We start from the raw sequence: 11,204 nt of genomic DNA, 5'->3' as shown, positions 1-11,204 counted from the left end.
GGCAAGCATGGATTTGACCACCGAAGCCTTGCGCTTGGGGCTAGGTATGGCGCGCGTTCGTGCCGATGTGGCCAGCGCGAACATCGCCAATGTCGATGTGGCGGGCTACCGTCCGCAGCGCGCCGATTTCGCGCAGGCGACCGGCTTGCTGCGTGAAGCGGCCGAAGATCCGGCCTTGGATGGAGCTCAGCTGCAGGCGATGACGCCCCACACGCTCGGCGAATCGGTACGCGCTGCCGATCCGGACTTGAACGCGCCGGTGAGCCTGGATCAGGAAGTGGCGGAGCTGGAAACCGCCAATGTGGATTTTCAATCGCTGACGACGGTGATGTCGCGGCGTTTTGCCTTGATGCAGCTGGCCCTGGCAGGGAGGGATTGAGCATGGTCGTGGATCAGATTTTCAGCGCAACGCGGTTCGGCCTGGAGTACGAGCGCTTGCGCATCGAGGCGGCCAGCCATAACGTCGCCATGGCCAATACGCCCAACCAGCCGGGTCACCCTGCGCGTCTGATGCGCGTGAGTGCACCGTATGCGGCAAGCTTCAATGCCATGCTCGGTGATACCGGCCACAGCGTGCCTTCCCAGCCGGTGATGCTGGCGACCGAGGCCAGCACGCGCGAAGAGCACGATCCCAATGATCCGGCCGCCGACAAGAACGGCATGGTGAGCTACCCACGCGTAGACATGGTGTCGCAGATGAGCGCCTTGATGGATGCAAGCCGTGCGTATGAAGCCAATGTGCGCGCCTTCAACACTCTGCGCAGCATGGCTTTGCATGCACTGGATCTGGGAGGTAGCGCATGAACGTGATGCCGATCGATGGCGCTTCGGTCGCGCCAGTGGAAATACGGCCGATCGAAATGCCCGAGATGCTGGATGAGACCAATCGCAAAGGCCCCGCCTTCATCCAGATGCTGGGTTCGCAGGTGAACGAGCTCAACGGCAGCCTCGAACAGGCCGACCAGGCGGCGCGTGCACTGGCGGCGGGCGAAAACATACCGGTACACGACGTGATGATTGCCATGGAACACGCCCGGCTGAATTTGCAGCTGGCGGTGGAAGTGCGCAACCGGATCGTCGATGCGTATCAGAACTTGACCAATATGCAGCTTTAAAAAGGGATCGCGCGCTCCGGTAAAGATATCTACGCCAATGCGACGTCCCAGGCTTGCCTGGCCGTCATTCCCGCGAAAGCGGGAATCCATCTTCGCTTCTGCATCAGAGCAACATAGATTCCCGCTTTCGCGGGAATGACGGCGAGGAAGGATCGCGGAAATGACGGCGAGGAAGGATGAGGTGTTGAGCATAGGGACGGATATCTCTGGAAGGGCGTTGATTTCGAATCAGGGGAATACCTAATGCGGCAGTTTTTTGCATCCATGTCCCAGCGCGCGCGAATCGGCTTCGTGGTCGGCATCGTGCTGATCGCCGGTATCGTAGGCGCGGCTTCATGGTGGGTGATGCATCCGCCCTACGGCGTGCTGTTTCGCGACCTGCGCGAATCGGATGCGGCGGAGATCAGCACGGCGCTCGACCAGATGCAGGTGCCCTATCGCCTGGCGGATGAAGGCAAGTCCATCCTGGTGCCGGATGCCCAGGTGTACGAAACGCGCATGAAGCTCGTTTCGCAGGGCGTACCCAAGGGTGGCAGCGTCGGTTTCGAGTTGTTCAAGGATTCCGACTATGGTGTGACCGAGTTTGCGCAGCGGGTCAATTTCCAGCGCGCCCTGCAGGGCGAGCTGGAGCGGACCATTTCTGCGCTGGACGAGGTGGCGTCGGCGCGCGTGCACCTCACCATTCGTCGCACGGACCTGTTCTCGCCGGACCAGGATCCTTCCAAGGCTTCCGTTACCTTGGGAATGCGCCCGGGCAAGCATCTGGATGCGCGCGAGGTGGTGGGCATCCAGCGTCTGGTGGCTTCGGCGGTCGAGGGCCTGGCCTCCGATGCCGTGGTGGTGCTCGACGACAAGGGCATGATGCTGTCCGGCTATGCTGCAGGGGGGCAGAACGGTGCGCTGAATTCCGCCAACCTGGATGCGCAGTCGCAGATGGAAGGCCAGCTGCGCGGACGCGTTGGAGAGTTGCTGCACCGGGTGCTGCGCACGGACAACTTCACCGTCTCGGTCAATGTCAGCTTCAATTACGACCACGTGAAGCAGGTGCGCGAGCAGCTGATCGGGCAGGGCAAGGACGGCAACGGCCTCATGGTGCGCGAAAAGATCAATTCGAGCGGACATGCCGGCGATGACGCCGATGCCGAGCATACCAGGGGCAACACCAGCAGCGATCGCGAAGTGGAATACGCGCATGGCCGCGAGCAGGAGGAAGTGGAGCAGGCGCCCGGACGTATTGGCCGCATTTCGGTGGGGATCGTCATTCCCGCCACGCTGCCAGCTGGCGCGGTCAACAAGCTGAGCGAAGTGGTGTCTGCCGGACTTGGACTGGATGCTTCGCGCGGCGACAAGGTGGATATTGCAGCGATTGCGCCACCGGAGCCCGTCGCGGCAACCGCATCCAATGCTTTGAATAATGCAGTGGCGGCTCATGCAGAAGCAGTTGCAACGAGCAGCGCCTCGGCGACCGACGAGGCGGCATCCCCCGCCGTGGCAAGCCGCTACTGGTGGATCTATCCGGTGATCGTCGCGCTGGTGCTGTTCCTGGTAGGTGCGTTGCTGATGGCTATGCGCACCAGCACACCACGCCGGTTGACCCTGTCGGAGCGCGAAGCGGCGCTGCTGCGCCTGCGTCAATGGATCGAAACTTCCGAGGTGGAGCGATGAATCCGACCGGTGCCCGCAAGGCTGCGCTTGCACTGGCCACCATGCATCCAGCCGACCGGCGCTGGATACTCGGACGCTTGCCGGAGGCCTGGCGTAGCGCGTTGCATCCGCTGATCAGTGAGGCACAGCGCTACACGGCGCTGGATGCGGAGCTGCTGCAGGCCGTGCTCGCGGACGAGCCCACCTATCTAGCGCGCGAAGTGCCGCCGCCGGATGTGTTGATCGTGCTGCTCGATCGCTTGTCTCCAGCTTGGGCGGCGCGCGTGCTCACTGCGGCGGCGCCTGATCATGCCGATATCTACCTGGCTGCCTGCGAGAAATCCCGCGCCGAATCCGTGCGGCACGAATTGAATCGCATGCCCGACCGGTTTCCCCCGTCGCTGGCGGATGCGCTGGCGCACTATCTCGATACGAACGCGCAGTCGGGCCGAACGACTGGGGCTGCACCATGATCCGTCGCCTGCCACAGCACGGGCTGCGGGAGAGCGCCGCGCCGCGTTCCATCAGCAACGCAAAGGCTTCGGAACCGCCCTTGGCGGAAGCACTGCCGCAGCAGGATGAGCTGGATGTGCGGGCGTATCGCGAGGGCTATGGCGAGGGCTTCAAGGCCGGCGAGGAAGATGGTCGCCGCGAAGCCGAGCAGTTCCATCAGGCATGGGAAGAACAGACGCGCAAACGCCTGGAAGAACAACATCAGTTGATGGTGGAGGAGCGCGAGCAGCTGGCTGTACTCGCTGCCAATCTGCAGGAGCAGGCGCGCGCGCATGGCGAAGAGATGGAGCAGCTGGCATTCGAGCTCGCGTTGAGCAGTCTCGCGCGCCTGGTCGCAACCATGCAGGACGACGGCGAGCTGATGCAGCGCCTGTGCAAGCAGATGGCGGTGGATTACCGCGGCAAGGCGGTGAAGCTGGAAGTCTCTCCCGCGGATCACGGGCATCTGCCGGCACGGATCGAAGGGCTGGAAGTGATGGTTGAGCACAGCCTCTCGGCTGGCCAGTGCCGTCTGGTTACCGAGCGCGGCCATGCGGAAAGCTCCATCGCCGACCGCCTGGGGGCCATCTACAACGCCATGCTCGAAACGCTGGGACTGGAGCGCAAATCGTGAGCATGGCGATGACCCTCGACCGCTACAACGGCGCCCTGGATCGCGCGGTGCTGGTGCGGGAGTACGGTCATCTGCTGGGCTTCAACGGGCTGGTGATCGAAGCCAGTGGCCCCGATGCAAAAATCGGCGAGTTGTGCGAAATCGACAATGATGCGCATACGCAAAAGGTCAGTGCGGAAGTAGTGGGCTTTCGCGACGGCCGAGTGCTGTTGATGCCGTTCGGGCATTTGCGTGGCATTGCGGCGGGAGCACGTGTGCGCTCGCTGGGCCGGACGCTGCGCATTCCGCTGGCGCGAGCCATGGTCGGACGGGTAGTGGATGCTTTTGGTGAGCCACTGGATGGCGGTCCGGCTATCGCGGTTGAAGGCTATCGTGAGGTCCAGCCGGCGCCGATCAACCCGTTGCGTCGCGTGCCGCTGGACGAACCATTGGAAACCGGCGTCAGTGCGATCGATGGCTTGATGCCGATTGCCAAGGGGCAGCGTATCGGTGTGTTCGCCGGTAGTGGTGTCGGCAAAAGCACGCTGTTGGGCATGATGGCGCGCCATGTAAAAGCCGATGTCGTGGTAGTCGGCATGATCGGCGAGCGCGGGCGCGAGGTGGGCGATTTTCTGCAGGAGTCGCTTGGCCCCGAGGGGCGCCGCCGTTCGGTGATGATGGTCGCCACCGCCGACCAGCCCGCCCTGGTGCGTACCCATGCCGTGCATGCAGCCCATGCCGTGGCCGAGTACTTTCGCGACATGGGGCTGGATGTTTTGCTGATCGTCGATTCGATCACGCGCTTTGCGATGGCGCAGCGCGAAGTCGGGCTTGCCGTCGGCGAGCCGCCGACGTCGCGCGGTTATCCACCGTCCGTGTTCAACTTGTTGCCGCAGATCCTTGAGCGCGGCGGGCGTGTGCGCGGAGGCGGTTCCATATCAGCGATCTACAGTGTGCTGGTGGAAGGCGACGACATGAACGAACCGGTCGCCGACCACATGCGCGCGATCCTGGACGGGCACGTCGTGCTCTCGCGTGAATTGGCGAGTCGCGGCCAGCTTCCCGCCATCGATCTGCTGTCCAGCGTGAGCCGTCTGTTGTCGCGGGTGGCGGATGCCCGGCAACAAGAGCTGGCGCTGCGGGTCAAGTCGATCATTTCCACCTACGAAACTTCGCGTGACCTGGTGGACATGGGAGCCTACCAGGCTGGAACGAACCCGGCGCTCGACGAAGCCATCGTGCTTTATCCCAGGCTGATCGATTGCCTGCGCCAGGCACCTGGCCAATCGGCATCGCGGGCTGAAACCGTCGACAGGCTCGAGCAAGTGCTTGCGACCAAGTCAGGGGCGGCGGCATGAGTGGGCGCAAGCAACATGCATACGAGGTGGCCTTGCGCATGGCGCGCGTGAAGGAGCTGCGCGCTCAAATGGCGCTCGCCGAATCCGTCGACAAGGAACAGACCGCCAAACAGCACGTTGAAACCGTCGAAGCTGCACGGGAAAAGGTATCGCTGGCAGTCCACGCCTGTGTTGTCGATGAACGGCCGGTCGATTTGGCCCGTTATGAGTTGCTGACGCAGCTTTCGTCTGCGTTGACGGACACATGGCAGCATGCCAACAACAAGCTCGCACAGGCTGCGCAACAGCGTACGGAAAAGGCGTCCGAAAACGTGCAGGCCAAGCGCCATCGCGAGCGAGTACACGAACACCTTGATGATGTCCGCCTGGTGCTGGCTCATGAGCGGGCCGCCAAGGCAATGGAAGAGGGCGTTGAGCTGTGGCTGGAAAGCCGGGGCGAGGCGCCATGACGACGATCTTCAGCGCAATCGACGCTTCCTTCCCGTTGCCCAAGCGGGAGGATTCCCGTCCGCTTACCGAGGATTTCGCGCATGAGCTGGCGAAGCCGGAGTCGCAGGGAAAACAGCTTGCGCCAGGCAATACGAAATCGATGGCCGCGGGCGAATTCGATGCGCAACAGGTGTCGGAGCCGGTTGAACTCGATCCCCATGCCGCGGCGGGCGAAACGCTGCAGCAGATGCCCATGCAGCCGACTGTGCTGCAAACAGGGGAAGCAGCCATGGTAGGAACCGTGGCACCTGCGGGAGCCACTGAAGCATTGTTGCAAGCGCGGGTGTTCGGCTGGCATGCCATGGCGCAAGTCTATCTTTCGGAAATGACGTTGGCCGAAGGCGATGTCAGGCAACTCAACGCGTGGCAATCCGATCGAACTGTCCTGGTAACGCCTGCTGAAGCCGCGGGCGAATCGCTGGCAATGAATGTGAATGCCACGGCGGCGGCTGCGCGGGCAGAACAGGCTGACGTAGCCGAACCGGTCGACTCTCTGGCGGTGCAGTCGCCGCTGCTGCTGGACGATGCCGCGCCATCCCATGTCATCGAAACCGCGTTGGCCGGCAGTTCCGCGCCAGCACTTTGGCCGGAGCGTTCGCTGCGCTTCACCCGTCAGCGTGATGGCGGCAGCGTGGCCTGGCTGCGCGATTTTCGCCTCAGCGACAGCGAGGCAAAGCATTTGATTCGATGGGTTCTGAACGATGCCAGGGCTAAAGGTTTGACCCTGAGCACGATCATGTTGAACGGCCGCGAAGCATGGACTTCGCCCCAGCTTATTTAAGGAGTACGCGATGACCGTGCAAGCGATCGGTAACACCTTGAGCTCGACCAATCCCACGTCGTTGCCCAATGCGGGCATCAACGAACAGGACTTCATCCAGTTATTCGTGAGCGAGCTGCGCTTCCAGGACCCCATGCAGCCGCTGGACAACAGCCAGTTCCTGACCCAGCTGGCGCAGTTCGTGGGGATCGAACAGCAGAGCGAGGAAATCACCGGCATCAACAACCTGGCCACGCTCGACGCCTCCGACCAGACGGTCGCCTTGCTGTCGCATACGGTGCAAGTCAGCAATGCCGACGGCTCGACCACGGTGGGCAAAGTGACCGGTATCCAGTACAGCGCGAATGGCGTGCAGCTCACGGTGACGCCCTCCACGGGCAGCGTGCTGACCAATGTGAATCTGTCGCAAGTGACGCTTGTGACCCCTTGAGGAGCAGCCCATGCCCAGCATCATGCAAGCTTTGTACAACAGTGTGTCAGGTCTGTTCGGCTTCTCGCAGAACCTCAACACCATCAGCAACAACATCAGTAATATGAACACGCCGGGCTTTCGCGGCAGCGACTCGTTTTTCGAAAACGTGCTGGGCGATGACGGCACGAAGATCGCCGGTACCGCTGAGAATACCAGCGAAGGGCAGATCGAGCAGACCAGCACCAGCACGGATGTCGCCATCCAGGGCGACGGCTTGTTCATCCTGAAGGATGCTCAGGGCAATCTCTACTACACGCGCTCGGGTCAGTTCGACTTCAATACGTCGGGCCAGCTGGAAGATTCGGTCAACAAGTACCTGGTGCAGGGCTACAGCCCCACCGGCAGCTACGGCAACATCGACATCAGCAGCTTGAAGACGCTGCCTGCGGTGGCTACTACCACGGTGAACATGGTCGGCAACATAGTCAGCGCCAGTTCGCCTGACACGATCAGCAACATCACCATCTACGACGCACAGGGTACGGCGCATACGCTGACCATGACATTGACTGCGGCAAGCAGCTCGACGACACCGGCTCCGCCGGGGTCCACGACGTGGAATGTTGCGATTACCAATAGCGGCAGCACTGCGCCGGTAGGCAGTGGCCAGGTGACGTTCGACCAGACCGGCGCGCCGACGGCGGGTGCGAATTCGGTCACCATGTCGGCCAATCTGGGCGGCAAGTCGCAGAGCGTCGTGTTCAATTTCGGCACGCCCGGCAGCTTCAGTGGCGCCACCGGCATTCCCGGCACCGGCAGCAGTCTTGCCGCGAAGGTGCAGGATGGCCATGGCGTGGTCGGCATTTCCTCCGAATCGTTCGATACTAACGGCATCCTGCAATTGACCTATGCCGACGGCTCCACGCATGCCGGCCCGCAGTTGGCGCTGGCGACGTTCCCGAACGAGAGTTCGCTGCAGGCCATCCAGGGCAATCTGTATCTGCCGCCGCAAAACCAGGTGGCGCAGCTCGGCACTCCGGGCTCCGCCAGCTTCGGGAAAATCCAAGGCAGCAGCCTGGAAATGTCCAATGTAGACCTTACCCAGGAGCTGGCGGACATGATCGTGCTGCAACGTGGCTACCAGGCCAGCTCACGCGTGATGACCGTTTCCAGCGACATGCTGCAACAGCTTTACGACAGCACGCGTGGAGGCTGATGCATGACGCAGGATGTTCGCTTTGGCTGGCTTGGGAAATCCCGCCGTGAGGCACTGCAGACTTTGCTGGCAGGGCTGGTGGAGGATTGGGCGCGCAACTGGTGGATCGGTTCGGCGGAGGGCGCCATCGAGGTGCACGCCAATGCAACGGACCTCAATCGGGACCCGGGTCCGATGCACTGGGTGTCGACCGGCGATGCCGGAACGCTGGCCATTTACTCGGGCGGCAAGGATTTTGATGCCATCGGGCGTTTTCTCGTAGGCGCCAACCCGACCACCGACGCGGACACGGATCTTGCGCGCGGGCTGGGCGAGGATGCGTTGCTGGATCTTTCTTCGCGCGTCCAGCGCCGTGCCGGAGTGACCAAGACCGTCAAGCTCTGCGAGGAGCGCGCGCCGTTGAGCGTTGAGCATGCGCGCCTCGGCGCGTTCCGTGTCACGGCCATGGTCGGACGCTGGTCACTGGACCTGGCAATCGACCGCAACTTAGCGGATCGCCTGGTTCCGCCGCCGGCCATCGCCCGGCAGCCCGGCCTGGTGCATCGGCAGGACGCCGTCCAAAACGCGCCATTGAGAGTGACGGCGGTGATGGATTTTGGCTCGGTGGACCTGGCGCATCTGTCCGATCTCGGCGTCGGTGAGGTCCTGGTCGGAGACCGCAAACTGGATGAGCCCCTGCAGATTCATCTGCAAGGTCACGGCGCCATTGCCGCGGGTTTTCTGCGGCGCGCCGGTGAAAAACGGGCCGTCATGCTCGACGGGCATACCTAGGCTGGGATGCCAATCCCCGCTTTCCGGCAGCCGCATGATGCTGGGATCGCCATCCCAGCCTACAAAAAGATAGGAACAGCAGTCATGAACGAAATTGTCGTAGCACCAATTCAATTGGAAGAGGCCCCTTATGAACCCGTCGCGGGCGACCCCCTGATTAGGCGCAACCTGTCCATGCTGGGGCACGTGAACGTGCGCCTGGAAGTGCTGTTGGGGACGGCCGAAATGAGTGTGGAAAAGCTCTTCAGCCTGAGCAAGGGCGATACGGTGACGCTGGACACGCATCTGGACGCGCCGGTGACCTTGCAGCTCGACGGCAAAAGCATCGCACGCGGCCAGCTGATGGCCGTGGGCGACAGTTTCGGCCTGAAGATTACCGAGATCCTGTGAGCCTCAAGATTTTCCGGGTAGCGCAGATGGCGCCAGCAGCCATTCCCTATCGCACCGACGCGCCTGTCTCAATGGGCACGTTTGCCTTGGCATTGCTGATCACGCTGTGTCTATTGGGCTTGCTGACCGCGGCATTGCTGTATGTGCGTCGCCGGGGCTGGGTTGGGTGGCGGGGGGCGGCGCGCGTGATTGCGTCTCCGGAAGAGGGCATTCAATTGCAGGCGTCCCGCCGCCTCAGCATAGGCACGACGGCACATGCCATCAGTTATCGCGGCCAGACCTATTTGATCGTGGAGAGCAGTCGCGGCACGAATGCCACGGTAACGCCGGTGGCTGCTCATCAAGCTGTAGGCGAGGGAACGTCATGATGCGCAGCAAGTGGTTTTTGGTGGGCTTGTTTGTGGCCGGGATATTCCTGCCTATCACAGGCTGGTGCGCAGACCCGATCCAGGACGCTATCGCGCGCGCTTCCAGCGAGGATTACTCGCCGATTCTGCGCTCGTTCCTGCTGTTGTCGCTGTTGTCGTTCATCCCGCTGATGGTAATCGCGTTGACTTCCTTCACGCGCATCATCGTGGTGCTGTCGCTGGTGCGCAGTGCCTTGGGCCTGCAGCAGACACCGCCCAATAGCGTGCTGCTTACGCTGGCGATGTTCCTGACCTTGTTCTCGATGAGCCCGGTATTCCAGAGCGCCAAGCAGAGCGGCCTGGATCCGTATCTTCGGCACGAAATGCCGATCCAGGCGGCGGCGGCCCGTGCCTTCGAGCCGTTCAAGCTGTTCATGCTGCGCCAGACCCGCGAGGACGATCTGCTGGCCGTGGTACGCATGGCCAAAGTGCCGCCACCGAAGTCGGTGCAGGATATCGGCGCCTTGCAACTCATTCCGGCGTTCATGCTGAGCGAGCTGCGTACGGCCTTTCAGATCGGCTTCGTGATCTTCCTGCCGTTTCTGCTGATCGATCTGGTAGTGGCCGCGATCCTGATGGCGCTGGGCATGATCATGCTGCCGCCGACCACCATCAGCCTGCCATTGAAGATCCTGCTGTTCCTGCTGATCAATGGCTGGACCCTGCTGGCCCAGGCCCTGCTCAGCGGCTATCACCTCTGAATGCGCAGGCGCTCCAGGTGGAGGGCGATGAGGACACCCTGTGGCTGCGCTGGCAACAAGAGCGCAGTCACGCTGCACGTGATGCGTTGATCATCCATTATTCCCCATGGGCGCGCATGGTGGCGCGCGACGTCTATATGCGCGTCTACCTGATGCGCGACTCCTGGCACGACTGCGTGCAGAACGCCTTGCTTGGCCTGATGGAGGCCATCGAACGTTTCGACCCTGCTCGGCGCGTGCCTTTCAAACCATTCGCGCGGCTGCGTATACGCGGCGCGGTGTTTGATGGTTTGCGCGTATTGCGCAATGTGCACCTCGAACTAGGCCATGACGCACCCTATCGAAGGACGGCGGCAAAGGAGCGCGTCGAATCGCTGCATGAAGAAGGCAGCGGCGACGCCCTGGAAGATTTCATCGCGACCACGGTTGGCCTTGGTCTGGGCTTCCTGCTGGACATGCAATCCATGCCCGGCGGCGTGCAGCCGGCAGATGCCTATGCGGAGCTGGAAAAGGCGCAATTGAGCGCGGCCGTGTCGGATAGCCTGGAGCAGCTCACCGAGCGCGAACAGATGGTAGTGGTGCTGCATTACTACCATCAGCTGTCGTTCGTGGAGGTGGCCGAACGGCTGGGCGTGACGAAAGGGCGGATTTCGCAATTGCACAAGCGTGCGTTGGATCGATTACGAGGTTGCCTTCGCGCACGGGCAATGGCCGAACTGGCGTAGATCGGGATGCCATTCGTAGGCTGGGTTGCAAAACCCAGCATTGCCATGCATGCAATCCGCGCGATGCCGAGATTGTCATCCCAGCTTACG

General features: G+C 62.2%; 16 protein-coding genes. All 16 read left to right on the top strand.

Features of this window, described 5'->3' with window-relative positions:
- Nucleotides 1–7: 7 nt before the first annotated feature.
- The 16 genes from EKH80_RS16975 (at nucleotide 8) to EKH80_RS16900 (ending at nucleotide 11,114) form a co-directional block, all read left to right on the top strand.
- Complete coding sequence (locus EKH80_RS16975) at nucleotides 8–379, top strand: flagellar basal body rod protein FlgB (RefSeq protein ID WP_126685975.1); 372 nt, start codon at nucleotides 8–10, stop codon at nucleotides 377–379.
- Nucleotides 380–381: 2 nt separating this feature from the next.
- Nucleotides 382–804: a flagellar basal body rod protein FlgC gene (locus tag EKH80_RS16970; protein ID WP_126685974.1), complete on the top strand. Its 423-nt coding sequence runs from the start codon at nucleotides 382–384 to the stop codon at nucleotides 802–804.
- Nucleotides 801–1,115, top strand: coding sequence for a flagellar hook-basal body complex protein FliE (gene fliE, locus EKH80_RS16965; protein ID WP_230473765.1), 315 nt, complete (start codon nucleotides 801–803; stop codon nucleotides 1,113–1,115). The genes EKH80_RS16970 and fliE overlap by 4 nt, the downstream gene beginning before the upstream one ends.
- Nucleotides 1,116–1,358: 243 nt before the next feature.
- Nucleotides 1,359–2,780 (top strand): flagellar basal-body MS-ring/collar protein FliF, encoded by a 1,422-nt coding sequence (gene fliF, locus EKH80_RS16960; protein WP_126685973.1) that lies wholly within the window; start codon nucleotides 1,359–1,361, stop codon nucleotides 2,778–2,780.
- Nucleotides 2,777–3,232, top strand: coding sequence for a hypothetical protein (locus tag EKH80_RS16955; protein ID WP_126685972.1), 456 nt, complete (start codon nucleotides 2,777–2,779; stop codon nucleotides 3,230–3,232). Before fliF ends, EKH80_RS16955 begins: the two co-directional genes overlap by 4 nt.
- Entirely contained in the window at nucleotides 3,229–3,885 is a 657-nt protein-coding gene (locus tag EKH80_RS16950) for a FliH/SctL family protein (protein WP_126685971.1), read from the top strand. Before EKH80_RS16955 ends, EKH80_RS16950 begins: the two co-directional genes overlap by 4 nt.
- A gap of 2 nt (nucleotides 3,886–3,887) precedes the next feature.
- Complete coding sequence (locus EKH80_RS16945; protein ID WP_230473766.1) at nucleotides 3,888–5,222, top strand: FliI/YscN family ATPase; 1,335 nt, start codon at nucleotides 3,888–3,890, stop codon at nucleotides 5,220–5,222.
- Entirely contained in the window at nucleotides 5,219–5,671 is a 453-nt protein-coding gene (locus EKH80_RS16940; protein ID WP_126685970.1) for a hypothetical protein, read from the top strand. The genes EKH80_RS16945 and EKH80_RS16940 overlap by 4 nt, the downstream gene beginning before the upstream one ends.
- Nucleotides 5,668–6,492 (top strand): hypothetical protein, encoded by an 825-nt coding sequence (locus EKH80_RS16935; RefSeq protein WP_126685969.1) that lies wholly within the window; start codon nucleotides 5,668–5,670, stop codon nucleotides 6,490–6,492. Before EKH80_RS16940 ends, EKH80_RS16935 begins: the two co-directional genes overlap by 4 nt.
- A gap of 10 nt (nucleotides 6,493–6,502) precedes the next feature.
- The gene (locus EKH80_RS16930; RefSeq protein WP_126685968.1) at nucleotides 6,503–6,922 is read left to right on the top strand and encodes a flagellar hook capping FlgD N-terminal domain-containing protein; all 420 of its coding nucleotides are present in this window, start codon (nucleotides 6,503–6,505) and stop codon (nucleotides 6,920–6,922) included.
- A gap of 10 nt (nucleotides 6,923–6,932) precedes the next feature.
- Nucleotides 6,933–8,120 carry a flagellar hook protein FlgE gene (locus EKH80_RS16925; protein WP_230473764.1) on the top strand — a complete coding sequence of 396 codons (1,188 nt, stop codon included), beginning with the start codon at nucleotides 6,933–6,935 and terminating at the stop codon, nucleotides 8,118–8,120.
- A gap of 3 nt (nucleotides 8,121–8,123) precedes the next feature.
- Entirely contained in the window at nucleotides 8,124–8,891 is a 768-nt protein-coding gene (locus tag EKH80_RS16920; protein ID WP_126685967.1) for a FliM/FliN family flagellar motor switch protein, read from the top strand.
- Between the two features lie 84 nt (nucleotides 8,892–8,975).
- A complete protein-coding gene (locus EKH80_RS16915; protein WP_126685966.1) occupies nucleotides 8,976–9,281 on the top strand; it encodes a FliM/FliN family flagellar motor switch protein in 306 nt (101 codons plus the stop codon).
- Nucleotides 9,278–9,649 (top strand): hypothetical protein, encoded by a 372-nt coding sequence (locus EKH80_RS16910; protein ID WP_126685965.1) that lies wholly within the window; start codon nucleotides 9,278–9,280, stop codon nucleotides 9,647–9,649. The genes EKH80_RS16915 and EKH80_RS16910 overlap by 4 nt, the downstream gene beginning before the upstream one ends.
- Nucleotides 9,646–10,389, top strand: coding sequence for a flagellar type III secretion system pore protein FliP (fliP, locus tag EKH80_RS16905; protein ID WP_126685964.1), 744 nt, complete (start codon nucleotides 9,646–9,648; stop codon nucleotides 10,387–10,389). Before EKH80_RS16910 ends, fliP begins: the two co-directional genes overlap by 4 nt.
- Nucleotides 10,390–10,406: 17 nt before the next feature.
- Entirely contained in the window at nucleotides 10,407–11,114 is a 708-nt protein-coding gene (locus tag EKH80_RS16900) for a sigma-70 family RNA polymerase sigma factor (protein WP_126685963.1), read from the top strand.
- Nucleotides 11,115–11,204: the final 90 nt, after the last annotated feature.

The sequence above is a fragment of the Dyella choica genome (assembly GCF_003977665.1).
Taxonomy (GTDB): Bacteria; Pseudomonadota; Gammaproteobacteria; order Xanthomonadales; family Rhodanobacteraceae; genus Dyella_B; species Dyella_B choica.
The sequence above is the reverse complement of the archived record's forward strand: the minus strand, read 5'-3'. Positions and strand labels throughout refer to the sequence as shown.

Bases quoted from the DNA above. Each gene is read 5' to 3' on its own strand.
- EKH80_RS16975 (WP_126685975.1), top strand. From the start codon at position 8: ATGGATTTGACCACCGAAGCCTTGCGCTTGGGGCTAGGTATGGCGCGC.
- EKH80_RS16970 (WP_126685974.1), top strand. From the start codon at position 382: ATGGTCGTGGATCAGATTTTCAGCGCAACGCGGTTCGGCCTGGAGTAC.
- fliE (WP_230473765.1), top strand. From the start codon at position 801: ATGAACGTGATGCCGATCGATGGCGCTTCGGTCGCGCCAGTGGAAATA.
- fliF (WP_126685973.1), top strand. From the start codon at position 1,359: ATGCGGCAGTTTTTTGCATCCATGTCCCAGCGCGCGCGAATCGGCTTC.
- EKH80_RS16955 (WP_126685972.1), top strand. From the start codon at position 2,777: ATGAATCCGACCGGTGCCCGCAAGGCTGCGCTTGCACTGGCCACCATG.
- EKH80_RS16950 (WP_126685971.1), top strand. From the start codon at position 3,229: ATGATCCGTCGCCTGCCACAGCACGGGCTGCGGGAGAGCGCCGCGCCG.
- EKH80_RS16945 (WP_230473766.1), top strand. From the start codon at position 3,888: ATGGCGATGACCCTCGACCGCTACAACGGCGCCCTGGATCGCGCGGTG.
- EKH80_RS16940 (WP_126685970.1), top strand. From the start codon at position 5,219: ATGAGTGGGCGCAAGCAACATGCATACGAGGTGGCCTTGCGCATGGCG.
- EKH80_RS16935 (WP_126685969.1), top strand. From the start codon at position 5,668: ATGACGACGATCTTCAGCGCAATCGACGCTTCCTTCCCGTTGCCCAAG.
- EKH80_RS16930 (WP_126685968.1), top strand. From the start codon at position 6,503: ATGACCGTGCAAGCGATCGGTAACACCTTGAGCTCGACCAATCCCACG.
- EKH80_RS16925 (WP_230473764.1), top strand. From the start codon at position 6,933: ATGCCCAGCATCATGCAAGCTTTGTACAACAGTGTGTCAGGTCTGTTC.
- EKH80_RS16920 (WP_126685967.1), top strand. From the start codon at position 8,124: ATGACGCAGGATGTTCGCTTTGGCTGGCTTGGGAAATCCCGCCGTGAG.
- EKH80_RS16915 (WP_126685966.1), top strand. From the start codon at position 8,976: ATGAACGAAATTGTCGTAGCACCAATTCAATTGGAAGAGGCCCCTTAT.
- fliP (WP_126685964.1), top strand. From the start codon at position 9,646: ATGATGCGCAGCAAGTGGTTTTTGGTGGGCTTGTTTGTGGCCGGGATA.